Origin of the sequence: Streptomyces sp. NPDC058195 (assembly GCF_042883525.1) — a bacterium.
In the GTDB taxonomy this organism is placed as follows: Bacteria; Actinomycetota; Actinomycetes; order Streptomycetales; family Streptomycetaceae; genus Streptomyces.
The window spans coordinates 71,091-94,993 of the sequence record NZ_JBHVVM010000027.1 but is presented as its reverse complement, the minus strand read 5'-3'; the positions used below and the strand labels follow the sequence as shown (position 1 = coordinate 94,993).

Genomic DNA, 23,903 nt, shown 5'->3' with positions numbered 1-23,903 from the left:
GATGCGGAAGATACTCATAGTCGGAGCGGGCCAGTCCGGCCTCCAGCTCGCCCTCGGACTCCAGTCCAAGGGGTACGAAGTCACCCTCATGTCCAACCGCACCGCCGACGAGGTCCGCTCCGGCCGGGTCATGTCCACGCAGTGCATGTTCCACACCGCGCTCCAGCACGAGCGGGACTACCAGCTCAACTTCTGGGAGTCCCAGGCCCCGCGCATCGAGGGCCTCGGCGTCTCCGTCGCGGCGCCGGACTCCTCGCGCGCCGTCGACTGGGTCGGCAAGCTGGACGGCATCGCCCAGTCCGTCGACCAGCGGGTGAAGATGGCCGGCTGGATGGAGACCTTCGCCCAGCGTGGCGGACAGCTCGTCATCCACGGTGCCGCCGTCTCCGACCTGGACTACTTCTCCCGCGCCTACGACCTGGTGATGGTCTCCGCGGGCAAGGGCGAGCTGGTCTCCATGTTCGGCCGGGACGCCTCCCGTTCGCCGTTCGACGCCCCGCAGCGCGCCCTGGCCGTCGCGTACGTCCACGGCATGGGCCCGCGCCCGGAGCACCCCGAGTTCGACGCGGTCCGCTGCAACCTGGTCCCCGGTGTCGGCGAGCTCTTCGTGATGCCGACCCTGACCACCTCCGGCCGCGCCGACATCCTGTTCTGGGAAGGCGTCCCCGGCGGCCCCGTGGACGTCTTCCAGGGGATCAAGGACCCCTCCGAGCACCTGGAGACGACCCTGGCGCTCATGGAGAAGTTCCTGCCGTGGGAGTACGCCCGCGCCACCAAGGTCGAACTGACCGACGCCAACGGCACCCTGGCGGGCCGCTACGCCCCGACCGTCCGCAAGCCGATCGGCCGGCTGCCCAGCGGCGGCCTGGTGCTCGGCGTCGCGGACGTCGTCGTCGCCAACGACCCGATCACCGGTCAGGGCTCCAACTCGGCCTCCAAGTGCGCCAACGCCTACCTGGACTCGATCGTCGAGCACGGCGACCGCGCGTTCGACGAGGCGTGGATGCAGGCCACGTTCGACCGATACTGGGACACCGCGCAGCACGTCGTGAAGTGGACCAACGCCATGCTGGGCGTACCGCCGGAGCACGTGCTGAACCTGATCGGCGCCGCCGGTCAGCTCCAGCCGGTCGCCAACCGCTTCGCCAACGGCTTCAACAACCCCGCGGACTTCGAGAACTTCTTCTTCGACCCCGAGAAGACCAACGCCTACCTCGCCGAGGTCTCGGGCGCCGCTTAGCCGCCTGACCTGCGAAGCAGTGGTCAGCGTTGGTGACTGTTGGCCGCCTTGGCCGGCCCAGAGGGCGGCCCCGGGGAACGGGTCTGACATCCGTGTGACGCCTGACACTGTCACGGGCCCGTGACACCCAAACCCTTAGGCGGGAGCAGGTGTCACGCGCCCTGACACCAGGGCCTGACGCCGCAGGACCGGTCCTCTTGGCATCCGGGTGCCCCCAGAGGAGATTGACGGAAGGTAGCCTGTCTGGTAAAGGCGCTTCCGTGCGCCCGTCTTGCGGGCCCCAGACCTTGCGGCGGTGATGAAGGTGAAGTTCAGCAGATGGTCTTCGGGCTCCCGCTGTTTGGCGCTCGCCATGGCCCCGCACACGCGTCACGTGTGACGGGACCGTCACACGCAAACCTTTAGGCGGGAGCGGGTGTGACGGGCGCGTCACGCCGACCAGCACACCCGCATCACAGCGCCGTCACGCCCCTTCAGTGAATGGGGGCAGGTGTTCGGTGACGAGGTCCTTGCCACCGTCATCCTCGACCGCCTCCTCCACCACCTCGACGTGATCTCCATCAATGGCCCCAGCTACCGGCTCAAAAATCGCCTCGCCGCCATCGAACGGGAAACCGACGTCGCCTGAGCGCTTGACCAGTCATCTCAACAGGCTTTGGCTGTTGCCTGAGCATCGAACGGCTTCAGGCTTTCACTGGAGCACGGAGGCTGCATCATCGCTCTGCGCCTGGTAAACGGTCACGGTCGCGGCCACAGCATCGACTTCGGTCGGTCCCGCGATCCTCAGCCAGACTAGGTCGGGCAGGCCCTCGGAGCGATCGAGTCGGCCGACCGCCTCAGTGGGCCAGGGCAGCGGCTGCTTCGGCAGATGGACGAGGGAGATCCCATCGATGAAGGAGAAACCCAGTCCGGGTTCCCACGGGCGAACCGAGTAGAGATTGGACAGCGAGACCATCACATCGGGCTTCCGCGGCCCCTCGCGCAGCCATACGTCCAGTGTGTTGTCCTTGCGGTCCTCGTTGGACTCGTCCAACGAGACGCGCTCGATGAAGTAGCTGATGCAGGACTCCAACGTCCGCGCCGCATTCGTGCATCGGTTCTTGAAGGCGTCAGTCACCCCATGCTCGTCGGCCACGACACGAGACTACGGTGAGTGGAACGGTCCATGAGAGCGGATTTGCTGAGACCAATCAGTGGTGCACGCAACTTCGTACGCGCTGGAGCACTCGGATAAGTACGCGGACACGTGCCCTAGATCGGGGGAAGGGTGTTTGCCGTGCGACAGGCGATGCCCGAGCGGTATTGCGCCATGGTCGACCTCGGCGCCGGTTGCAGGATGCGGCAGGGTGAAATCATCGGTCTGCCGACCGACGCTATCGACTTCGACGCATAGACGCTTCATGCCGACCAGCAGCTTAAGCTCAGCTGCAGCAAACCCGTGTTCGCGTTTCCCAAGGGAGGCAAGTCCGAGGCGTGCGGCTGTCTGGGCCCGTGGCGGACACCCTTAAGGCGCACATGAAGCTGTGCCAGCCCGTGGAGGTTCCGATGCCCTGGACGACTGTCGGCGGGACCAAGGTGGCCATGCGGCTCGTCTTCATGGCGCCGGAAGGTAATCACGCCTGGCGCACCTCCCTGAACGAGAAGGCGTGGAAGCCCGCTCTCGTGGAGGCGGTCTTTCCTTGGGCCGAAGACCAAGGGAGACCGGCACCAGGCCGTTCGTGAGCACAGAATGCCTGCTTTGCGGTACTTCTACACCTCCGCGCTCCTGGACGGAAGGGAGGGCATTAAGGCGGTCAGTGAGTATCTGGGGCACAGTAATGAGGCCCTGACACTGCGCATCTACGCCCACCTCATGCCGAGCAGCCAGGAGCGCACGTGAGGCGCCATGGCGAGCGTCTACGCAGCGGCCCGATCCGAGTCCTGACGGCTCACGGGGCGCCGAGAGGCTCTTCGCCTGCATGGAGTGCAGGGGCGGGGCCTCTCGGCGCGAACCTGGCCCAAGGTTAAGACCGTTGAGATGGTGCAGTCAATTAACCAATGTCCGCACAAGGAAATTCAGTGCACGATGCGGTTCGCCGCTAGGCGGGATATTGAATCAATGATTCACATTGTGCAGTGAAATGCGGTTTGGGCTTCGCGGGATGATCGGCGAGGTTGAATCTCTAGGCCGCCCAGGCGGTGCATGAATTGAGTAGTGTTTCGCCTTCAAATCTGGCCACTTGGACCCCTACCTCGTAAATTCCAGAATCACTCCGTGCAGTGGTGGCCCACTCCTTGGTGGTGTTGGCGCCACTGGTGTTGGAGTGCCACGACCATGGGTAGGTTACGCCCCCTCCGCTCGACTTATGCATGAATCTGACCCTGACGTGGTGTCCATCGGCTGACGTGTCTGTGACACTCAGGGTCACGTCTATAGTGGCGTACGGGTCGTTTGCGGGTCTCACGGTCACTGAAGAGCCTTTTGCTCCCGTGGTTGAGCAACTTGCAGTCTTGGTCACCGCGGTGGTGGATGCGTTCGCGGTCGTTGCGGTGACCATGGTCAGTGCAGTTGCAGTCAGGATCAACCCAAAAGATCGGCCGAGTGTCATTTGTGAGCGCTTCACTTTCTCTCCTTGGTTGCGATAGTGAAGTACTCTGGAATCGAAGCATGGATATGGCTGATTGGCACGTTAATTTCTGGACAAATTTTTACTAAATTGGCTTGATCTCGCGAATGTTCGAGTAGGTTGGAAGGCTCTGGCTGTTCATGCGGCAATGCGGCGAGGTGTCGTTCCGTCCTTGTGTATCGGCTGCTGAATGTCAATCTGCTAGGGAGTGCAATATTTGGGATTTATGGTGTTTTTGAAGCCCCTGTGTCCCTGAGTGAAGGAGGGAAGCATTGAGGAGGTTGATGAGTGTGCCTGGCGAGGCTAGCGGAGTCGGCGCTATGCCAGGCCGGTCAGGGTCGCGTGCTGCGCGCTGTACGAAGCGGCCCTGCCTGAGTCCTGACGGCTCACAGACGGCCCACAGCCCCCCCCCCAGGCATGCCAGTTGGGGGAAACCCACTGGTAGAGCCGGTGCGGGGCCGTGGGTCGTTTTCTTCGACCCCGAGAAGACCAACGCCTACCTCGCCGAGGTCTCGGGCGCCGCGTAGGTACCCGGTGTCCGTGGGCCGGTTCCGCGGCGGCCCACGGACGGTCGCGGCCTCAGCACCTGGGTCTGGCCGACCGCCGTGTACGAGGCCGGACCGGTGTACGGCGTGCGGGGCGCCGGACAGGCGCCGGAACCGGCGTGGGACGAGAGCGAATCCGCCGGGCACGAATCCGCCGGGCACGAGGCCGGCGGGGTGAAGGACCCGCCCGGCGAGACCATCCGTGCCGTGCGCTCCCCGGCGGTGCGGCCGTTGCCAGGCCCCCTGCGGCGCGCGCCGGTCGTCGCGCCGGGAGGCTTTCCGCGGGCGGAGACGACCGCCGCCCTCGCGGATGTCCGGGTGCGGGAGGACCGGGGCCGCTCCCGGCCGCGGGTCCTGCCGCCGTTCCCGGTCCCGGTGCGGTGTCAGGTCCCCGGGGCCGCCGCGGAGCCGTAGCCCGTGTGCGAGCCGGAGGCGGCGCCCGAGGGGAGCTCCGGCAGCCGGTACCGGGACAGGGGTGCGCCCGCCGGGTCCGGGCGTACCGCGCCCAGCAGCGGGTTCGACGCCATCGGCGAGACCTTCACCCGCGAGCCCGGCCGGGGCGCCTGCACCACCAGGCCCTTGCCGATGTACAGCGCCACATGGGTGGCCTTCGGGAAGTAGATCACCAGGTCGCCCGGACGCAGCGCGTTCACCGGCACCTTCCGCAGCCGACGCCACTGCTCCTGCGAGGTCCGCGGGATGGGGCGGCCCGCCTTCGCCCAGGCCCGCGAGGTGAGCCCCGAGCAGTCGAAGGAGTTCGGGCCCTGCGCGCCCCACACGTAGGGCTTGCCGATCTGGTCGATCGCGTACGCCACCGCCCGGCGGCCCGCCGCGGACGGCCGGCCGCTGGAGGACAGCGCGCCCGAGGCGGCCAGGGCGCGCTGCGCCCGCGCCGTCTCGCGCTGTTCGAGCCGGGACAGCTGGCCCAGCTGGGTGCCGGAGAGCGAGGCCAGCATCACCTCGACGTTCTTCAGCCGGGAGCGGACCGCGTCGCGCTGCTTCTTCCGCTGCGACGCCAGCACCTGCTGGCGGTCGAGCGCCGCACGGGACTCGGTGGCCAGCTTGTCGGCGCGTTCCTCGGCTCCGGTGAGCCGCTTCACCGCCACCGTCCGCGCGGTGGCCGCCCGCTGGATCAGGTGTTCCTGGTCCAGGAGGCCCACGGGATCCCTGGACATCAGCAGCCGCAGATAGGCGGAGTAGTCGGACCGGCCCTGGTACTGCTCCCGGGCCAGTCGCCCCACCGCGTCGCGGCTGTCGGCCAGCGCGGTCCGGGCGGTGACGAGCGCGGCGTCCAGCTTCTTCACCTGCGCCTTGCGCTGCTTCAGCTCCGCCATGGTCCCGTTGTACGCCTCGGCGGCTTCCTCGGCCTGCTGGTACAACTGCCGCAGGTCTGTCAGGAGTCCGCCGACGCTCCGGTCCTCCGGGGCCACCGGCACGGGGGCGGCGGCCGCCGCCGGGGCGAGGACGAGCGCGGCCAGGGCCGCCGCACAGACGGTACGAGAGACTCCGCCTGACATGACATCACCTCCGATGGCGGGGCGATCATGGGACTACCCCACGAGTGGGCGCAACGCGTCCATAGGGTCACCCGGTGCCCGGAGATGCAAGAACCGCCCGGTGCGGCGGCCGTGGAGTTCGCCCGGAAGGCGGCCTCAGCCGACCGGGAAGGCGTAGAAGATCCGGTCGCGCCGGACCACGGCCGTGCGGGCGGCCGTCAGCACCCGGTAGGGGGCGGTGACCGTGGGGCCCTCGGGGTCCTGGGCGCCGATGTCCTGGAACTTCCACAGCCGCCGTCCGTCCTCCGCGGCGAACGCGGTGACCTGTGAGGCGTCCGCGGCCAGCAGCGTCCCGCCACCGGCGCTGAGGGTGACCACGGGGGCTGCGGTGCCGATCGCCGCCTCCGTCGAACGCCGCCAGCGCAGCCGCCCGGTCTCCCGCTCGACGGCGCCGACCTCCTGGTTGCGGCTGGTGGTGTGCAGCATCGTCCCGGACACGACGGGGATGCCGAAGGGCGCACCGGCGGTGCCGTTCAGCGTCCACTTGGGCCTGCCGCCCGGGGTCTCGAACGCCTGGAGGGTGTCGCCCACCGCCGCGTACAGCAGCCCCCGGTCGTCGCCCACGGCCGCCGCGCCCGGCACGACCGCGCCGAACGCCCGGTTCCACTGCGGCTTCCCGGTCCGCCGGTCGAAGCTGCGGAAGACCGCCTTGCCCTTGGCGGCCCTGACCTGGGCGGGGTCGAGCGTCGCCGGGGTCTGGCGCAGCACCACGCCGTCCTTGCGGACCGCGACGAGCTGGTGGACGGGGGCGGCGGCGCCGCGTCCGGCGGGCACGGGGGTCCGCCACAGCTGGGTGCGGCGCGCGAGGTCGTAGCCGAACAGATAGGCCTTGACGACCTGCTGGTCCTTGCCGCGCTTCTTGCCCTTCTTCGGCGGCGGGGCCTTGACGGTGACGGTCTCGGTGGCGGTGAACCAGAGCTCCGTGCCGAAAGCGCCGACGACCGAGGGACCGGCGAGCTTCGGCGTCCCGGGGGAGAGCTCCGCGAGAGTCGCCCGGTGGACGGTCCTGCCGTCCTTCGGCGACAGCCAGAGAAACGCGGACGGGGTCGCCACGAAGCAGAAGTCCTGCCCGGCGTCCGGTATGACCCGGCCGCCGGCGGCGTCCTTGTTCTCCCAGATCCGGCGCCCGGTCCGCAGGTCGACGGCGGACGCGCCGGTTCGGCCGGTCAGCAGCAGCCGCTCGTTCCAGACGGTGGCGGCGAGCGTCTCCGCGTCCGCGGACGGGTGCGTGTACACCCAGCGGGGCCGCGGCGGCAGGCCCGCGACGACCGGGCCGCCGTGGCTCGGCGCGGGACCGGCACCGTCCTCGGCATCCGCGTCACCGCCCGCCAGCGCCAGCGCGCCGCCCCCGCCGACGAGCAGCCCGGCGGCCCCGGCGGCGAGCCCGGTGAACAGGCCGCGCCGCCCCAGGGCGGACGGCGCGGCGGAGGAGGACGGGGCGGCCCGGCGGCCCGGCGGGAGCGGCAGCGGCCGGGGGTCCGCCACGGCGGGCGGAGCGGGCACGGCCGGCAGCGCGGCGGCGGGCGGAGCGGAGGGCAGCGCTCCGGCGGCTGGTACGGCGGACAGCCCGGCGGGCAGCGCCGGTACGGGCCCCGGGGCCGGGGCCGCGGGCAGTGCCGGGGGCGGCGGCAGCGCGGTGCGGCCGGTCAGCTCGTGCGGGACGGCCAGTTGTGTCGTGGGCCGGTCCGCCGCCGGGGCCCGGTGCGCGATGCCGCCGAACTGGGCGGTCCGGGTGTCCGCGGGCGGCGTCGCGGCGGGCACGGGTGCCTCCGGCGTCTCAGCCGCCTCGACCGGCGCACCGGACGCGACCGCCTTGCGCACGCGGATTCCCTGCTCCGTCACCGCGGCCGCCGACGCCTCCGGCAGCCAGCCGCCCTCCGCGGCCTGTGCCGCGCCCCGAGGGGCCAGCTCCGCCGCCACCTCGTCGGCGCTGGGCCGGTCCGCTGGGTCCTTCTCCAGGCAACGGCCGATCAGACCACGCAACTCCTCGGGAACCGCGCCCAGTTCGGGAGCCGTGCGGGCGATCCGCTCCGCGCCCTCGGCGGCCGGGCCCTCGGCGAGCGGGGTCGTCCCGGTCGCCGCGTACGCGAGCAGCAGGCCCAGCACGAAGAGGTCCGAGGCCGGTCCGGGCACCTCGCCCGCCACCTGCTCCGGCGTCAGGTAGCCGAGCCGCACCGACAACTGGCCGCCGGGCCGCGCCTCCGCGTCGGCCGCCGCGCCCAGCGGTCCGAACGCGACGAGCCGGGGCCCGTCCTCGGCCAGCAGCACCGTGTGCGGAGCGAGCCCCTGGAGCACCTCCCCGGTGGCGTGCACCCGTGCCAGGGTCTCGGCGAGGCCCGCGCCCAGGACCCGTACGGCGGACTCGGGCAGCGGCCCGGCCGTCCGGATCGCCTCCGCCAGGGTCAGCGCGGGCAGATACGCGGCGGCGGTCCACTGCAACTCGTCGTCCGCGCCGCCCGGACCGTCCGGCGAGGGCTGGACCCAGGGGCCGGCCAGGGCTTCCGCGGTGCGGGCCTCCGCCTGGAAGCGGCGCCGGAAGGCGGGCTGCGGGGCCAGTTCGGTACGGGCCGCGGTGATCACCACCGCCTCGTCCGGGGCCGCCCCGCGCGCGAGGTACAGCACGCTGCCCGCGGTCGCGCGCAACCGCGCGAGCACGGTGTACGGGCCGAAGCGGCGTGGATCGTCCTGACGCAGCGCCTCCATGGCGCACCCCCTCGCTGACCGTCCCTGGGCACCAGAGCGTCGATCCTAGGCGGTGTCGTACGCCCGGCCGCGCCTGCCCCCACGACGCACCGTCAGTTCCGTGTGGACCAGGGCCACTTGGGGGTGTGCCGCGTCCGGCCTTCGGGGGCGTACTCGTACACCCAGCCGCGCTGGATGCCCAGCCGTTTCGTGTGCCCGGCCGGGGTCCTGCGATACGCGTACACCGTGGCGGGCCCGCCGTCGGAGGACGGCACGGGGACCTCGTACCACTTGGGCGGATGGCCGGTCGGGCCGACCAGCACGGGCAGCACCCGGCCGTCCAGGGGGCCGCCACGGAAGGCGGTGTTCTCGCTTCGCACCCCCTCAGTCTGACCGATCACCCGGTCCCGGGCAGCAGGTGGCCCGCCCCGCCGAGCACCGGGGCCAGCCGCCCGGCCAGGCGGCCCGCCGGTCCCTCGGCCCTCTCCAGCGGCAGCAGCGCCGCCACCACCTCCGCGGTCCGCGCGTCCGTCGCCGCGGTCGCGGCCAGCAGCACCATCAGCTGGTCGACCAGCCAGTCCCGCAGCTCGTCCGGGGCGGGCCGCTTCCCCTCGTCCAGCCAGATCAGCGAGGCCGCCTCGACCGCGGCGATCCAGGTCCGCACCATCATCCGCAGCCGGGGGCCCGGCTCGGACCGCTCGCCCAGATGGCGCAGGATCTCCTCGGCCGCCGCCCGCCGCACCTCGTCGACGATCGCCGACGTGCGTGAGGTCTCCACGACGCTGCCGCCGCGCAGCAGCGCGCTGAACCCCGTGTCGTGCTCGTCCACGAAGGCGAGGTAGCGGTCCAGGACCCGCGTCACCCGCTCGGTGGGCGGCCCCGCCGGAGGCTCGGCGAAGCACAGGACCAGCTCCTCGGCGGACGAGCGCAGCGCCGCCTCGTACAACTGCTGGCGCCCGCCCGGGAAGTAGCGGTAGACGAGCGGCCGGGACACCCCGGCGACGCTCGCGACCTCGTCGAGCGAGACCTCGTCGGGTGCCCGGTGGGCGAAGAGGGTGAGCGCCGCGCCGAGCAGCTGGGCGCGGCGCTCCTCGACACTGAGCCTTCGGTACGCACGGGCCGGTGACGCGGCGGCGACAGGGGTCATGAACCGAAGCCTAGGGCCTGGGCCCGGCCACGCCCCGACCCGTTCAGGCCAGCAGGCCGGAACGCTTCCACAGCCTGCGCCCCACTCCGTTCAGCACGCCGATGTCCTCGAAGAAGTCGGTCAGCCGTTTCGCCCCCGACTGCATGACCTCGGCGCGATGGCCGCTCGCCCGCACCTGGGCGACGGCCTCGCGGCGGTCCAGGCCGACCTGCTCGTACACCTGCGGGTTGACGAAGCAGACGGAGAAGACTCGGGCGGCCTCTCCGCAGCTCAGCCGGGTCAGGCGCCGTTCCCAGGCCGGGGCGGTCACCATCTGGCGGCGCAGCTCCTCGCGGGCGTAGCGGACGTGCCGCGCCTCCTCGACCACATGGATGCGGGTCACGCCCCGCACGAGCGTCTGGACGCGCTCGTCGGGGAAGGTCAGCCGCTGCATCCAGTCCAGGATCTCCTCGCCCAGCAGGGTCGCGGCGAACGAGCCCGGGGTGGTGGAGATCGTCTTCAGCACCCGGGCGAGGTTGTGGTAGACGCGCGGCACGGGGTAGTCGGGCGAGCCGCCCCAGGTGATCATGCGGCCGAACATCATCGAGTGGCGGCACTCGTCGGCTATCTCGGTGAGCGCGTACCGGACGTGATTGCTGGTCACCGGCCGGTCGTAGATGTGCCGGACGAGCAGCTGCATCAGGATGATCTCGAACCAGATGCCCAGCGAGGCGAGCGAGGCCGCTTCGTGCCGGGAGAGGTCGATCCGCTGCTCCTGGGACATCCGCCGCCACAGCGGGGTGTCGTAGAGGGAGACCAGCTCGGGGGGCCAGAACCACTTGCCCTCCTCGGGCGGGGCGTCCCAGTCCAGCTCCTTGTCCGGGTCGAAGGAGTGCTTGGCCGAGGATTCGAGGAGCCGCGCGGCGACCTGCTCGCGGTCCCGGAGCGGCCCGAGGGCGTCGCGGAGCAGCTGGACATCGGCTTCGGTCACGGGGGTCATGCTGAGGGCACCTCGCACATGGGGTTACCGGCGGTCACTCCTTATGAGACTCCCAGTCAGCAAGGCCGTCAATCCCTTCCGCACGACTTGTTGACCCGGCGTCTACCAACGTGTGAACCTGCCAACTGAGGTAATCGCCAGGGGAATTGCCGCGACAAGCGAGGCGAAGGAGCCGTCCGTGTCGACACACGACCTCTACACCACTGCCCCCGGGGCACCGCTGTGGGAGGTGCCCGCCTCCGGCGCGGCCCGCTTCAGCTGGGACTACGACGACGGCCGCGAACGCCTCCTCGCCCTCTACCAGAAGGGCAAGGACAAGCAGTGGGACGGCAACAAGCGCATCGACTGGTCCCTGGAGGTCGACCCCGAGGACCCGCTGGGCACCCCCGACGAGGCCCTCACCCTGTACGGCACCCCGCACTGGGCGAAGATGACCGAGAAGGACCGCGGCCGGCTGCGCAGGCACTACACCTCCTGGCAGTTCAGCCAGTTCCTCCACGGTGAGCAGGGCGCCATGGTCTGCGCCGCCCGGATCGTCGAGTCCGTCCCCGACCTGGACGCCAAGTTCTACTCCGCGACCCAGGCCATGGACGAGGCCCGGCACGCGGAGGTGTACAGCCGGTTCCTGCACGAGAAGACCGGGATGCTCTACCCGGTCAACGACAGCCTCCAGTCCCTGCTCGGCGACACCCTGCGCGACTCCCGCTGGGACATGCCCTACCTCGGCATGCAGGTCCTCATCGAGGGCCTCGCACTGGCCGCGTTCGGCATGATCCGCGACACCACGACCAAGCCGCTGCCCAAGCAGATACTGGCGTACGTCATGCAGGACGAGGCCCGGCACGTCGCGTTCGGGCGGATGGCGCTGCGCGACTACTACAGGCAGCTGAGCGACGCCGAGCGGCGCGAGCGCGAGGAGTTCGTCATCGAGGGCTGCTACCTGATGCGGGACCGGCTCAGCGGTGTCGAGGTGCTGGAGAACTTCGGCATCGGCAAGCAGGAGGCCAGGGAACTGTCCGAGCACTCGGAGTTCCTCCAGCTCTTCCGGAAGCTGCTGTTCAGCCGGATAGTGCCGTGCGTCAAGGACATCGGCCTGTGGGGCGAACGGCTCCAGAAGGCCTACGTCGACATGGGCGTCCTCGAACTCGGCGACTCCAACCTGGACCTGCTGATGGCCCAGGACGAGGAGATAGCCGAACAGCTCGACCGGGACCGCTTCGCCGCGGAGGAACAGGCCCGGGTCGCCGAGGTCGAGGAGGCGATAGCCCAGGGCGCGGAAGCCTAGCGCCCGGCGTCACAGGCGTACGGAGGGCAGGGCGCGCTCCACCGCGACGGCCGCCGCGAGCAGTGCCGCGTCCGCCCCGCGCGGTGCGGCCAACTGGAGCCCCACCGGGCAGCCGTCCGCCGTGAACCCGGCCGGGACACTGGCGGCGGGATGCCCGCTCAGGTTGAACGCCCAGGTCAGCGCGGTCGAGTAGGTCTCCCCCGGGCCGTCGTGGCCGTGCGGGCGGTTCGGCGTGGTCGGGGTGAGGAGCAGCGGGGTACGGGCGAACAGCGCGTCGAGCACCGCGTCGTTCGCCCGCCGGATCTCCGCGCCGCGCGGTGACACCGTCCCGCCCCGGACCGTCTGCCACGCCTCCCGGGGGTCGAGCAGCGGGCACCCTCCGTCCGCCAGCCGTACCACCCCGGCCGCCGCCAGCCGCCGCACCGCCCGCCCGGTCACCTCCGCGACCTCCGGATCGACCTCCGCGAACCCCAGATCCACGCTGTACACGGCCTCCACCGGTCCCACCGGTCCCACCGGCACCTCCACGTCCAGCACATGGCGCACGAAGGCCCCGGCCTCAGCCGCCGAGCGGGCCAGCACTCCGGCGGAGGCCAGCCCCGTGCGATCCGGCGACGGCAGCAGACCGTTCGTCGTCTTCAGCCCGAACACCCCGCACCACGCCGCCGGGATCCGCACCGACCCGGCCCCGTCGCCGCCGGTCGCGAGGTCCACCAGACCCGCCGCCACCGCGACCGCCGCGCCCGCCGACGAACCGCCCGGGGTGCGGTCGGCGCGCCACGGGTTGACCGTACGGCCCAGGGCGCCCTGCCCCCAGGTCTGCCAGGGCGTGCCGGGACCGGGCACCGAGGTGGAACCGACCGGCACCGCCCCGGCCCCGATCAGCCGCCCCGCCGCGTACGCGCGGATGCCCGCGCGCCCCTTGACCGCGAACGGCATCCCGGCCAGGGGCAGCCCACCGCCCCCTGCCGCTTCGGCGCGCACCCGCTCGGGCCACACCTCAAGGAAGGCGCACAGCCGGGGGTCCTCCCGGCCGATCCGCTCCAGGGCCCGCACCGCCGCGTCCGTCCGCTCCGTCATCCGGTCACTCTTTCAGCGCCGCCGCCATCACGGAACGGGCGATCGGGGCCGCGCTGCCGCCCCCGCTGATGTCCGCCCGGTTCGCCGCCGCGTCCTCGACCACCACGGCGACCGCCACCGCCGGACGCGCCGCGTCGGACGCCTGGGCCCAGGAGATGAACCAGGCGTACGGCAGACCCGAGTTGTCCACACCGTGCTGCGCGGTGCCGGTCTTGCCGCCTACCGTCACCCCGTCGATCGCGGCGTTGGTCCCGGTGCCGGTCCGCACCACGTCGACCATCATCCGCCGCAGCTGTACCGCCGTGCCCGGGTTCATCGCCCGGTGGTAGGAGCGGGGGCCGTCGCGGCGGACGGGCGAGCCCTCGTGGGTGGTCGTACGGTCCACCAGGTACGGGCGCATCAGCTCGCCGCCGTTGGCCACGGCGGACGCCACCATCGCCATCTGGAGCGGGGTGGCCGTGGTGTCGAACTGCCCGATCGAGGACAGCGCCAGCTGGTCCTTGCTCATCTCGGTGTCGAAATTGCTCTTCGCCACCCCCGAGGGGATCCGCAGCCCGGTGTCGTCGAAACCGAAGCCGCGCGCCGCGTCCACCATGCCGTCGAGCCCCACCCGCACCCCCAGGTCCGCCATCACGGTGTTGCAGGAGATCCGGATCGCCTCGGCCAGCGAGGCCCCCTCGCAGCCGCGCGCCTCGTTGGGCAGCGTGGTCGTGGTGCCCGGCAGCACGTACGGGGACGGGGTGGCGGTGTCCGCGTCGGGATCGGTGACGACCTGGGCGTCCAGCGCCGCGGCCGCCGTCACGATCTTGAAGGTGGAGCCCGGCGGATAGGTCTGCCGGATCGCCCGGTTGAGCATCGGCCGGCTCGTCGACGCGTTCAGCCGGGCCCAGGCCCCGGTGACCGGCGCTCCGGTGCCCGAGAGCAGTCCGGGGTCGTACGAGGGCGTCGAGACCAGCGCCAGGATCTTCCCGGTGGCCGGTTCCAGGGCGGCGACCGCGCCCCGCCGCCCGCCGAGGCCCTCGTACGCGGCCCGCTGCACCGCGTCCACGACCGTGGTGACGACCCGGCCGCCGGGCTGCCGTCCGCGGGTGATCTCGTTCCAGAACGGCAGCGGGGCGAGCATCGGATCGGTGCCGGAGAGCAGGGAGTCCTCGGCGTTCTCCAGCAGGGTCGTGCCGTACGTCTGCGAGGCGTAGCCGGTCACCGGCGCGTACAGCGGACCGTCGCGGTAGGTGCGCTCGTACGCGAGCTGCTCCCCGGTGTCCTTCGAGCCGGTGACGGATCTGCCGCTCACCACGATGTCGCCGCGCGGCTGGTCGTAACGGGCGATCGTGAGGCGGCGGTTGGCGGGGTTGTTGTCGAGTTCTTCGGCGTCCAGGACCTGGATGCGGGCGGCGTTCAGCAGCAGCGCCACCAGCAGCAGCAGCAACAGCGCGGCGGCCCGCCGGATGTAGCGGATCACCGTCCGTCCTCCACGTCCGCCGCGACGATCCCGGCCTCCACGGTGTCCGGCCGCGGTCTGCGGGCCTGGTCGCTGACCCGGATCAGCAGCGCCACGATGATCCAGTTGGTGACCACCGAGGAACCGCCCTGGGCGAGGAACGGCATCGCCATGCCGGTCAGCGGGATCAGCCCCATCACTCCGCCCGCGATGACGAAGACCTGGAGCGCCAGGATCGAGGCCAGGCCGATCGCCAGCAGCCGCCCGAACGGGTCGCGCAGGGCGAGCCCGGCCCGGTAGCCGCGGGCCACCAGCAGCGCGTACAGCAGGAAGATCGCGGTCAGCCCGGTCAGTCCCAGCTCCTCGCCCGCCGTCGCCAGGATGAAGTCGGACTTGGCGGCGAAGCCGATCAGGATCGAGTGGCCGAGTCCCAGCCCCGTGCCGAGCAGCCCGCCCGCCGCGAAGGCGAACAGCGACTGGGCCAGCTGGCCGGGGCCCTGGCCCGCGTCGATGGACGCGAACGGGGCGAGCCAGTCCTGCACCCGGCTGTGCACGTGCGGTTCGAAGGAGCCGACGACGAACGCGCCGACCGCGGCGAGCAGCAGCCCCACCGCGATCCACCCGGTCCGGCCGGTCGCCACGTACAGCATGATCACGAAGAGGCCGAAGAAGAGCAGCGAGGTCCCCAGATCGCGCTCCAGGACCAGGACGCCGACGCTGAGCAGCCAGATCGCCACGATCGGGCCGAGCACCCGGCCGGTGGGCAGCTGGAGCCGCCAGACGCGGCGGCCTGCGTAGGCGAGCGCGTTGCTGTTCGCGGCGAGGTACGCGGCGAAGAACACGGCGAGCAGGATCTTCGCGAACTCGCCGGGCTGGAAGGAGAATCCGCCCACCCGGATCCAGATCTTGGCGCCGTTCACCGCGGGGAAGAAGATCGGCACGATCATCAGGACCAGCGCGGTGGCCACCGAGAGGTACGCGTAGCGCTGGAGCACCCGGTGGTCGCGGAGCACGAGGACCACCGCGATGAACAGGGCCACCCCGAGCGTGGACCAGATCAGCTGGGCGGGCGCCGCCTGGTCCTTCGGCGTCTCCAGGTCGAGCCGGTAGATCAGCACCAGGCCGAGCCCGTTGAGCAGGACGGCGATGGGCAGCAGCAGCGGATCGGCGTACGGGGCACGGATACGGACCGCGAGATGGGCGAGCAGGGCCAGCAGCCCCAGCCCCGCCCCGTAACCGGCCACATCGGGCGGGACCGCTCCGTTCTTCGCCAGGCCGACGGAGGCGTACCCGTAGACCGCGATCAGGACGGCCCCGACGAGCAGCAGCAGCTCGACCCCGCGCCGCTTGGGCAGGCGTAGCTCGGGCGGAGGCGCGTCCGCCGTCGTTGCGGTCATGCCGGGAAACGTAGCAAGACCTGGTGTGTATTTCCCTTATGTCGTAGCGGGTATGTCCGAAGAGCGCCGGGTGCGTGGCGCGCTGTCACGCACCCGGCGGGGTGTCGCGCGGGGTGTCCTGCGGAGGGTCCGGCGGCTGGTGCACGGGCAGCGTCAGGAGGGCCACCGCCCCGCCGTCCGGGGCGTTGCGGAACTCCAGCCGGGCGCCGATCACCGCGGCCTGCCCGGCGGCGATGGTCAGTCCGAGGCCGTGCCCCCTGCCGCCGCCCCCGGTACGGAAGCGGCGCGGCCCGTCGGCCAGCAGATAGTCCGGGAAGCCGGGGCCGTGATCGCGCACGGTCACCACCGGCCCGTCGACCGTCGCCAGCACCGGAGGCCCGCCGTGCCGGTGCGCGTTGGCGATCAGATTGCCCAGCACCCGTTCCAGCCGCCGCAGATCGGTCTCGACGCGCACCGGCACGCCGTCCTCCGCCCCCTCGACCCGGACGGTGACCGCCGTCCCGCAGGCGCGCACCGCCCGCTCGACCAGCGGAACCAGCTCGTAGACCCCGAGGTCGACGTGTTCCGTTCCGGCGTCCAGCCGGGAGATCTCCAGCAGGTCCTCGGTCAGCGCCCGCATGGTGCGTACCCGGTCCCGCACCAGCTCGGAGGGGCGCCCCGGCGGCAGCAGCTCGGCGGCGGCCGAGAGACCGGTCAGCGGGGTGCGCAGCTCGTGCGCCACATCGGCGGTGAAGCGCTGTTCGGCCAGCAGTTTGCGCTGGAGCGTGGCGGCCATGGTGTCCAGCGCCGCGGCGACGGTCGCGACCTCGTCCTGCGGGCGTGAGGCGTCCGCCGTCCGCGGGTCGCCGACCCGGGCGTCGAGGTCGCCCGCGCTGATCCGGCGGGCCACCCGCGCCGTCTGGTGCAGCCGCCGGGTGACCCGGGTGACCGCGAACGCCCCGGCCATCAGGGTCGCGGTGATGGCCAGCACCGAGGAGCCGGCGATCGCCCCGTCGAGACTCTCGATGGTGCGGGCGCTCTGCCCGTAGTCCACCTGCGTCGCCAGCGCCCGCCCGTCGGCCGGGGCCGCCGCCCACATGACCGGCCGTCCGTCCCGGTCGCCGACCAGCGTGCCGCGCCCGCCGCCCGCCGCCAGGGCGCGCAGCGCGGCGGGCAGGCCCGGGGGATCGAGCCCGGAGCCCGGCGGCAGCGCCTCGCCGGTCTCGTACGCGGAGGTGACGTCGGCCAGCCGGGACAGCGCCTTGTCCCGCTCCTGGCCCACGGTCCGGCGCGTCACCTCGGTGTGCACCAGGGCGCCCAGCAGTGCGGCCAGCGCGCAGCACATCACCGTGATGAAGAGGCCCGCCTTCCAGGCGAGCGACGCGGTCCACGCGGGCGGGCGCGGTCTGCTCATCGCCGCCCCGCGGGGGATTCGGCGAGCGGGGCGGGGGTGGAGGCCGCGGGGGTGGGCCGGGGGACCGGTGCCGGGGGCGACGGCATCCGCTGGATCTCCTCCCGCGCGGGCAGCATCGCCCGCTGTCCGCCGTCCCAGGTCCAGGACGTGCGGTACTCGTAGCCCGGGATCGCCGAAGGCGCCCGCACGATCAGGTCCCGGCCCGCCAGCTCGACACTGATCACCGCGTCGGAGGTGGACAGGACGCGGGTCAGCGCGCCCTGCCGGGCGGTGTAGGCCCGCACCGAGAGCTGACCGCCGGTCAGCCGGATGCCGAGCACCAGGTCGTCCTTGCCGTCGCCGGTCAGATCGCGGTAGTACGGCCGGAGCACCGGGCAGGAAGCGGGCTCGCTGCCGCAGGCGTTGATCCGCCGTACGGTGTCGGCGGGCAGCGCGGCCGTGCCGCTGGACCGGGCGGGCCGGGCCGCCAGACCGGCCCGTACCACCGCCACCGGGTCCAGTCGGCGCACGTCGTCGTCCGGCACCACGATCCCCGGGATGCGCGCGGTCTCGCCCTCGCCGTAGTCCTTCGGGGCGGCGGAGGCGACCGGCAGTCCGGGCCAGAGCCGTACCGGCCCGATGGCGGCCGGGACCGTACCGGCGCTGCGCAGCCCGCCGTCGTCACCGCACCCGGCCAGCAGCGCCGCACCGGCGACGGCCCCGAGGGCCACCGCCGCCGCGCGGCAACGCAGCCGACGCATGACTCCCTCCCTTCCGGGGCCGGTTTCCACGACTGTATGCGGAAGGAAGTCGGTTATGTGTATTTAGTACATGCGGGGACGGCTGTTTCGGCGGAACCCGCCGGACTCAGCCCTGATACGGGTTCGAGCCCTGGCCGTTGGGGGCGTAGCCCTGCTGTCCCTGCGGCTGCCCGTACGGATTGCCCTGCTGCGCGGCCGCGTGCTGGGCCAGCAGCTGATCGGCCTGCTCCTTCGCGATCTGCTGCTCGCCGCCGCAGAACGTGCACTGCGTGGCGTACTTCGTCGAGAAGGGGAAGAGCGGCACGAAGAACAGCGTGAACTTCGTGACCCGCTTGCGCAGGGTGTGCGCGGCCGGGTTCCCGCACCAGCCGCAGACCAGCGTCAGGATGGCCAGCTGGTACAGATAGCCGCGCGTACCAAAAATGATCATGTAGCGGGTTCCTTCCCCGTCGTACCCGAAAGCGCCTGCCGGCAGAACGCCAGCAGCCTTTCGTCCTCATGGATGTCCTGGCTGCCGTACCCGCCGTCCATCGCGTGGTGACGGCGTACGGAGGCGAGTTCGGCGCGCAGCACCCCTGCCGCGTCCGACCCTGCACCAGCCGCCCCCATCCGCGCCAGGCCCTCCGCCACCCGGACGCGAACATGACGATTCTGCTCCCAGGCCGCCAGCAGCGCCGCGACGGACTCCCCGGCCCGCCCGGACACCTCCCACAGGGCGATCGCCGCGTCCACCCGCAGCCACGGCTCCTCGTGCCCCAGCAGGGCGCGCAGCCGCGGCGCGACCACGAAGGCCCGCTCACCGAGCCCGCCCAGCGCCCGCACCGCGCCCCTGACCTCATGGACGCGCTCCGCCCGCAAGCCCTCGACCAGCACCGGCAGCACCGCCCCGGCATCCCCCTCGACCGCCCACAGCGCCCGCGCGACCTCGGTCGCCGAAGCGGCCCCCGGGCTCCGCAGCAGCGTCCGCAGCTCGGGGACGGCCGCGCGCGCCACGGGCCCGAACGAGCCGATCGCCCGCAGCGCCGCCGTACGCACCCACTCGCCCCGGTACTCCGGCGCGCCGCGCAGCACCCGCAGCACCTCCGGCAGCGCCTCGTCCGCCCGCAGCGCGGCCACGGCGGTCAGCAGCGGGCCCGCCCGGTCGTGCGCCCGCTCGTCGAGGGGCAGCGCGGCGAGCCCGCGGCGCAGCACTCCGGTCAGCGGGTCCGCCGCCGCCCCGAGGCAGCCGACGGCCAGGCCCGCGTCGTGCGGCACCTCGGGCCGCTCCAGCGCGGCGGCCAGCGCGGGCAGGGCCCGTACGTCGCCCAGCCGGGCCAGCGCCTTCACGGCGCTGCCCAGCGCGGGCGGCCCGCTCGGCCAGTCCCGCACCCAGGACTCCGGGTCCGCCGCCACCCGGGCCGCCAGCGCGTCCGCCGCGGGCGCGGCGAGGCCGAACAGCTCCTCCAGCAGGTGCGAGGCGGCCTCGGCGAGCCGTGGGTCGGGGGTGGCGAGCTGCTCACCGGCCAGCCGGACCAGCTCGTCGTACTCGCCCCGCCAGGTGCGGATCAGCCCGCCGCACATCCGGAGCGCGTCTATCCGCTGCTGGCGGTCCGGGCTGCGCAGCTGGTCGGTCAGCAGCGCCGTCCGCTCGGCCACCCGGTCGTCGAGTCCGGCGTGCAGGGTGCGCAGCAGGTCCGCCGTCCACGGAGCGGCGGGGCGCGGCACCGGCGCGTCGGGCAGCGCCCGCAGCCGGGCCGCCGGGGCGAGGCGCTCCTCGGCGGGCGGCTCCCCGGCCGTGTCCGGGTGCGCCTCGGCCACACCGGGCTGTCCGCCCACCGCCGGTCCCGCCCCGTGCCGGCGCACCGGCACCGCGCGCAGCTGCCGCAGCACTCCCGTCACCACACGCACCACGTCTCCGGGCAGCGCGTCCGGGGCGCACCGGGCCAGCTGGGCGAGCGCGGCCAGCCGCAGCCCGGCCGGGAAGCCCTCGCCCGCCAGCCGGGTCAGCCACGTCGCCGCCTGCCCGGCCAGCGACCGGTGCCGCAGCGCGACCCGCCCGGCCGCCTCGACCAGGGCGAGCCGCACCTCCTCGTCCGGCTCGACCGGCAGCCGCTCCCGCAGCAGCGCGAGCACCCGGTCCGGGTGGTCGTGCAACGCGGCCAGCGCCAGGGGCGCGTTGAGACGCACGCCCGGGTCCTCGTCGGACATCAGCTCGAAGAACACCCCGGCGCCCGCGGTGACCGCGGTGGCCGCCATCGCGTAGTTGGCCGCGCCCTCGATCTCGTCCTCGTCGATCTCGTCGTCCTCGTCCAGATCGATGCCGCCGATGCTGGTGAGCAGCTCGACGATGCTGCCCCGGTCCTGGATGCCCGGATCCGCGACCAGCTCGAAGAGAAAGGGAATGCTGGCCAGCGTGCAGGCGTACACGTCGCCCTGGTGGTGCACCGCGCCGTACATCCCGTCGAGCGCCGCCTCGCGCCGTTCGGGGTCGGCGGACGCGAGCCCCCACAGCATCGCGGGCACGTCACCGGCCGGTCCGTAGGCATGCTCCATCGAGACCCAGTCGACCTCGTCGATCCCCGCGAACACCCCATCGCCTCCCCACGTATGACAACGAAGCAGTGTCTGCCAGGAGTGTGCACCACGGCTCAGGTGATCCGCGCTCCACATGCGGTCTTTTCCTGGCGGGCATGACAAACGGCTGGGTATGCGCTATCGGACCGGCGTGAATCGGACACTCGTGCTCCAGCGCTTCTGCGTCAGCCGCGCTCCGGCGCACCGCGTATCCCCGCGCTCCGGCGCACTGCGCAGACCCGCGCTCCGGCGCACCGGGTCCGTCAGCGCTCCGGAGCGTCCGGCAGGGGCCCGGCCGCGGCCGGATCGGCCAGCGGCGCGAGCAGGTCCCCGTACCGTGCCAGCCGCGCCGCCATCCCGTCCGCCAGGAACACCAGCTCCCCGGGGGTGCGGCAGCCCTCGACCTCCGCCCAGGTGACGGGCGCGGAGACGGACGGTTCGGGGCGGGCGCGCAGGGTGTAGGGGGCGGCGGTGGTCTTCGACGCGGAGTTCTGGCTGAAGTCGACGAAGACCTTCCCCGGGCGCAGTGCCCGTTTCATCCGGTGCACCACCAGCTCCGGAAGCTCCCGCTCGGCCCGTACGGCCAGCTCCCGCGCGTATGCCGACACCCGTTCGGCGGGGGTCGGCTCCAGTGGTACGAGCAGGTGCAGCCCCTTGGAACCGGACGTTTTCGGGTGGCCGCGCAGCCCGTCCGCAGCCAGCCGCCCGCGCAGCCAGCGCGCCACCGCGCAGCACTCCACGACGGTCGCGGGCCCGCCCGGGTCCAGGTCGAAGACCATCCGGTCCGCGAGCCCCGGCGCCGCCGCCCGCCACTGCGGGGTGTGGAACTCCACCACCAGATTGGCCGCCCACACCAGCGAGGCCAGATCCTGGACGAGCACCTGGCCGGCCGCCTCGTCCCGGCGGCGGGGCACCGGAGCGGTCCGCACCCAGGACGGTGTGCCCGGTGGCGGGTTCTTGCTGAAGAACCGCGGGCCGTCCACGCCGTCCGGATAGCGCAGGAACGACACGGGCCGGTCACGCAGGTGGGTGAGCAGCGGTTCCGCCACGGTGGCCGCGTAATAGTGCAGCACCTCGCCCTTGGTGGTCCCGGTGGCCGGATACAGCACCTTGTCGAGATTGCTGAGCGCCAGCCGCCGCCCCGCCACCTCTGTGATCGGCGTCATACGATAAGAATCACATGATTCACCATCTACAGGTATCCATCCGGACACAAGGGGTGAACGGTGAGGTCCATATGGAACGGCGCCATCTCCTTCGGGCTGGTCAGCATCCCCATCAAGCTGCTCAACGCCACCGAGAACCACTCGGTCTCCTTCCGCCAGATCCACCTCGCCGACGGCGGCCGGGTCCGCTACCGCAAGGTCTGTGAACTCGACGGCCAGGAGCTCGCCGCCGCCGAGATCGGCAAGGCGTACGAAGAGGCCGACGGCTCGATGATCCCGATCACCGACGAGGACCTCGGCGCGCTCCCGCTGCCCACGGCCCGGACGATCGAGATCGTGGCCTTCGTGCCCGCCGCCTCGATCGACCCGCTCCAGATGGACGCGGCGTACTACCTCTCCGCCGACGGGGTCACCGCGGCCAAGCCGTACACCCTGCTCCGTGAGGCGCTGAAGCGGAGCCGGAAGGTCGCCGTCGCGAAGTACGCGCTGCGCGGCCGGGAGCGGCTGGGCATGCTGCGGGTGGTCGACGACGTGATCGCCATGCACGGACTGCTCTGGCCCGACGAGATCCGCAGCCCCGAGGGCGTCGCCCCGCAGTCCGGCGTCACGGTCCGGGAAGCCGAACTCGACCTGGCGGACGCGCTGATGGACACCCTCGGCGAGGTCGACCTGGACGCGCTGCACGACGACTACCGCGAGGCGGTCGAGCAGCTGATCGCCGCCAAGGCCGAGGGCCGGACGCCCGAACCGGCCGAGGCGCAGGGCACCGGCGGCGGCAAGGTCATCGACCTGATCGCGGCCCTGGAGAACAGTGTCCGGGAGGCGAAGGAGGCCCGCGGCGAGGAGCCGGAGGAGGGTGCACCGGTCGCCGGGGTGACCTCGCTCGCCGGCCGCAGGAAGTCCGGCGGCACCGGAGCGAAGAAGAAGGCGTCGTCCGCCCGCGCAACGACGAAGCGCACGGCGAAGAAGACGGCGCCCGCGCGTGGAACGGCGAAGAAGACGGGGAAGAAGTCCACCGGGCGGACGGCGGAGAAGAAGGCCGCGGGAAAGGCGTCGGGGAAGAAGACCGCCGCGAAGACGACCGCGAAGAAGGCGGCCCCCCGCAAACGCGCCTCCGCCTGAACCGCCCCGCCCCCGTACGACGACAGCCCCGTACGACGACAGCCCCGTACGACGACAGCCCCGTACGACGACAGCCCCCTACGACGGCCGCCCCGCAAGACGGCCGCCCCGGAAGGGGGGCGAGGCTTCCCGTCCCCGGACAGGCTCGCCCTGAGCGTGCCCCAGCCGGTCTCCCACCGGTACGTGCCGCGCTGGCCGGCCGCCAGCGCGGTGCAGCCGACGGAGGTCACCCAGGCGGAGTGGGACGGCACGTCGGTCTGTCGCGTGCCGGTCGGCCCGGTGCTGTCCCCGTCGTCGCCCCGGAGGGAGGGGCGCGAGCAGACCAGGAATCGTCCAAGTGCCCTGGTCCGCAGGGGGTTCGCCAGGGGGTTCACCAGGGGGTTCACCAGGTGGTTCGCGAGGTCTTCGCGGGCCATGGCCGGTTCTGCCGGACGGCGGAAGGGTGCGGACGGCGCCGTGCCGCACGCCTCTTCCGCACGGCAGGACCCGTCCGTGCGGCCGCCCGCCTATGCTCGCCGGATGGAGCAGAGCGAAGTGGTGAAGCGGGTGGTGGGCATCCTCACGGAGGCGGGCGAGATCCGCCGGCTGCTGGAGGAGAACGTCGACCGCGACGACCTGGACCCCGACAGCGGCGTGGTCACCGTGCTGCTGAACGAGACGATGCCCCGCATCTCCGTACCCGAGGACGCCTCGGTCCAGGAAGTGGCGGCCCTGATCGCCCGGGAGGTCGGCGGCGCGGTGGAGCAGCTGGTCGGCGCGTTCACCCTGGCCTTCGCGATGCTGGCCCAGGTGCACGATTCCGGGCAGACCGACGTGACCTCCGCCGACGTGCTCCAGGACCTGGCCCTGCGCGCGGAACAGATCGGCACCGAGGGCCCGGACGGCCCGGACAGCGGATCGGGCATCGCCTGAGTCCACGGGTGCGGAGGAAACGAGAAAGACCCTTCGATCCGGCTTCAAGCCTGATCGAA

General features: G+C 72.3%; 19 protein-coding genes and 1 pseudogene. 6 read left to right on the top strand and 14 right to left on the bottom strand.

Annotation, left to right across the window (positions count from 1 at the left end):
* Nucleotide 1 precedes the first annotated feature (1 nt).
* Entirely contained in the window at nucleotides 2-1,240 is a 1,239-nt protein-coding gene (locus ACFVWY_RS27970) for a styrene monooxygenase/indole monooxygenase family protein (protein ID WP_389877296.1), read from the top strand.
* Nucleotides 1,241-1,691: 451 nt separating this feature from the next.
* Complete coding sequence (locus tag ACFVWY_RS27965; protein ID WP_389877330.1) at nucleotides 1,692-1,868, top strand: ATP-binding protein; 177 nt, start codon at nucleotides 1,692-1,694, stop codon at nucleotides 1,866-1,868.
* A 63-nt stretch (nucleotides 1,869-1,931) separates the two neighbouring features.
* Here ACFVWY_RS27965 and ACFVWY_RS27960 read toward each other — a convergent pair whose 3' ends face one another.
* Nucleotides 1,932-2,375, bottom strand: a complete 444-nt coding sequence (locus ACFVWY_RS27960) for a hypothetical protein (RefSeq protein ID WP_389877294.1) — start codon at nucleotides 2,373-2,375, stop codon at nucleotides 1,932-1,934.
* Between the two features lie 129 nt (nucleotides 2,376-2,504).
* On the opposite strand from ACFVWY_RS27960, the pseudogene ACFVWY_RS27955 reads away from it, so the two are divergent.
* A pseudogene (locus ACFVWY_RS27955) lies at nucleotides 2,505-3,119 on the top strand (tyrosine-type recombinase/integrase); the annotation flags it as partial.
* A 1,655-nt stretch (nucleotides 3,120-4,774) separates the two neighbouring features.
* Here ACFVWY_RS27955 and ACFVWY_RS27950 read toward each other — a convergent pair.
* The 5 genes from ACFVWY_RS27950 to ACFVWY_RS27930 form a co-directional block, all read right to left on the bottom strand.
* Nucleotides 4,775-5,908: an NlpC/P60 family protein gene (locus tag ACFVWY_RS27950; protein WP_389877293.1), complete on the bottom strand. Its 1,134-nt coding sequence runs from the start codon at nucleotides 5,906-5,908 to the stop codon at nucleotides 4,775-4,777.
* Between the two features lie 135 nt (nucleotides 5,909-6,043).
* Entirely contained in the window at nucleotides 6,044-8,650 is a 2,607-nt protein-coding gene (locus ACFVWY_RS27945) for a PQQ-binding-like beta-propeller repeat protein (protein WP_389877292.1), read from the bottom strand.
* 92 nt (nucleotides 8,651-8,742) lie between these two features.
* Entirely contained in the window at nucleotides 8,743-9,009 is a 267-nt protein-coding gene (locus ACFVWY_RS27940) for a hypothetical protein (protein WP_389877290.1), read from the bottom strand.
* A gap of 17 nt (nucleotides 9,010-9,026) precedes the next feature.
* A complete protein-coding gene (locus ACFVWY_RS27935; RefSeq protein ID WP_389877288.1) occupies nucleotides 9,027-9,776 on the bottom strand; it encodes a TetR/AcrR family transcriptional regulator in 750 nt (249 codons plus the stop codon).
* Nucleotides 9,777-9,819: 43 nt separating this feature from the next.
* Entirely contained in the window at nucleotides 9,820-10,755 is a 936-nt protein-coding gene (locus ACFVWY_RS27930; protein WP_389877287.1) for a diiron oxygenase, read from the bottom strand.
* A 178-nt stretch (nucleotides 10,756-10,933) separates the two neighbouring features.
* Between ACFVWY_RS27930 and ACFVWY_RS27925 the strand changes: the two genes are divergently transcribed.
* The gene (locus tag ACFVWY_RS27925) at nucleotides 10,934-12,040 is read left to right on the top strand and encodes a ferritin-like domain-containing protein (protein WP_389877285.1); all 1,107 of its coding nucleotides are present in this window, start codon (nucleotides 10,934-10,936) and stop codon (nucleotides 12,038-12,040) included.
* Between the two features lie 9 nt (nucleotides 12,041-12,049).
* On the opposite strand, the gene ACFVWY_RS27920 is transcribed toward ACFVWY_RS27925, so the two are convergent.
* The 8 genes from ACFVWY_RS27920 to ligD all read right to left on the bottom strand — a co-directional run bounded on the left by ACFVWY_RS27920 (nucleotide 12,050) and on the right by ligD (nucleotide 21,810).
* A complete protein-coding gene (locus ACFVWY_RS27920) occupies nucleotides 12,050-13,120 on the bottom strand; it encodes an amidase family protein (RefSeq protein ID WP_389877283.1) in 1,071 nt (356 codons plus the stop codon).
* A 4-nt stretch (nucleotides 13,121-13,124) separates the two neighbouring features.
* A complete protein-coding gene (locus tag ACFVWY_RS27915; RefSeq protein WP_389877282.1) occupies nucleotides 13,125-14,582 on the bottom strand; it encodes a penicillin-binding transpeptidase domain-containing protein in 1,458 nt (485 codons plus the stop codon).
* The gene (locus tag ACFVWY_RS27910) at nucleotides 14,579-15,958 is read right to left on the bottom strand and encodes an FtsW/RodA/SpoVE family cell cycle protein (RefSeq protein WP_389877280.1); all 1,380 of its coding nucleotides are present in this window, start codon (nucleotides 15,956-15,958) and stop codon (nucleotides 14,579-14,581) included. The genes ACFVWY_RS27915 and ACFVWY_RS27910 overlap by 4 nt, the downstream gene beginning before the upstream one ends.
* An 85-nt stretch (nucleotides 15,959-16,043) precedes the next feature.
* Nucleotides 16,044-17,351 (bottom strand): histidine kinase dimerization/phospho-acceptor domain-containing protein, encoded by a 1,308-nt coding sequence (locus tag ACFVWY_RS27905; protein ID WP_389877278.1) that lies wholly within the window; start codon nucleotides 17,349-17,351, stop codon nucleotides 16,044-16,046.
* Nucleotides 17,348-18,091, bottom strand: coding sequence for a hypothetical protein (locus ACFVWY_RS27900; RefSeq protein WP_389877277.1), 744 nt, complete (start codon nucleotides 18,089-18,091; stop codon nucleotides 17,348-17,350). Before ACFVWY_RS27900 ends, ACFVWY_RS27905 begins: the two co-directional genes overlap by 4 nt.
* A 106-nt stretch (nucleotides 18,092-18,197) precedes the next feature.
* On the bottom strand, nucleotides 18,198-18,521 hold the full coding sequence (locus ACFVWY_RS27895) for a zinc-ribbon domain-containing protein (protein WP_389877275.1): 324 nt from the start codon (nucleotides 18,519-18,521) through the stop codon (nucleotides 18,198-18,200).
* A complete protein-coding gene (locus ACFVWY_RS27890; RefSeq protein WP_389877274.1) occupies nucleotides 18,518-20,659 on the bottom strand; it encodes a HEAT repeat domain-containing protein in 2,142 nt (713 codons plus the stop codon). The genes ACFVWY_RS27895 and ACFVWY_RS27890 overlap by 4 nt, the downstream gene beginning before the upstream one ends.
* A gap of 248 nt (nucleotides 20,660-20,907) precedes the next feature.
* Nucleotides 20,908-21,810, bottom strand: a complete 903-nt coding sequence (gene ligD, locus ACFVWY_RS27885; RefSeq protein ID WP_389877273.1) for a non-homologous end-joining DNA ligase — start codon at nucleotides 21,808-21,810, stop codon at nucleotides 20,908-20,910.
* A gap of 60 nt (nucleotides 21,811-21,870) precedes the next feature.
* Here ligD and ACFVWY_RS27880 point away from each other — a divergent pair, with 60 nt between their 5' ends.
* Entirely contained in the window at nucleotides 21,871-22,932 is a 1,062-nt protein-coding gene (locus ACFVWY_RS27880) for a Ku protein (RefSeq protein ID WP_389877271.1), read from the top strand.
* A 519-nt stretch (nucleotides 22,933-23,451) separates the two neighbouring features.
* Nucleotides 23,452-23,844: a hypothetical protein gene (locus tag ACFVWY_RS27875; protein ID WP_389877269.1), complete on the top strand. Its 393-nt coding sequence runs from the start codon at nucleotides 23,452-23,454 to the stop codon at nucleotides 23,842-23,844.
* Nucleotides 23,845-23,903 lie beyond the last annotated feature (59 nt).

Coding starts and splice junctions, on each gene's coding strand:
- ACFVWY_RS27895 (WP_389877275.1), bottom strand. CDS start 18,521: ATGATCATTTTTGGTACGCGCGGCTATCTGTACCAGCTGGCCATCCTG.
- ACFVWY_RS27920 (WP_389877283.1), bottom strand. CDS start 13,120: ATGACGGAGCGGACGGACGCGGCGGTGCGGGCCCTGGAGCGGATCGGC.
- ACFVWY_RS27970 (WP_389877296.1), top strand. CDS start 2: ATGCGGAAGATACTCATAGTCGGAGCGGGCCAGTCCGGCCTCCAGCTC.
- ligD (WP_389877273.1), bottom strand. CDS start 21,810: ATGACGCCGATCACAGAGGTGGCGGGGCGGCGGCTGGCGCTCAGCAAT.
- ACFVWY_RS27910 (WP_389877280.1), bottom strand. CDS start 15,958: ATGACCGCAACGACGGCGGACGCGCCTCCGCCCGAGCTACGCCTGCCC.
- ACFVWY_RS27905 (WP_389877278.1), bottom strand. CDS start 17,351: ATGAGCAGACCGCGCCCGCCCGCGTGGACCGCGTCGCTCGCCTGGAAG.
- ACFVWY_RS27930 (WP_389877287.1), bottom strand. CDS start 10,755: ATGACCCCCGTGACCGAAGCCGATGTCCAGCTGCTCCGCGACGCCCTC.
- ACFVWY_RS27875 (WP_389877269.1), top strand. CDS start 23,452: ATGGAGCAGAGCGAAGTGGTGAAGCGGGTGGTGGGCATCCTCACGGAG.
- ACFVWY_RS27945 (WP_389877292.1), bottom strand. CDS start 8,650: ATGGAGGCGCTGCGTCAGGACGATCCACGCCGCTTCGGCCCGTACACC.
- ACFVWY_RS27900 (WP_389877277.1), bottom strand. CDS start 18,091: ATGCGTCGGCTGCGTTGCCGCGCGGCGGCGGTGGCCCTCGGGGCCGTC.
- ACFVWY_RS27935 (WP_389877288.1), bottom strand. CDS start 9,776: ATGACCCCTGTCGCCGCCGCGTCACCGGCCCGTGCGTACCGAAGGCTC.
- ACFVWY_RS27950 (WP_389877293.1), bottom strand. CDS start 5,908: ATGTCAGGCGGAGTCTCTCGTACCGTCTGTGCGGCGGCCCTGGCCGCG.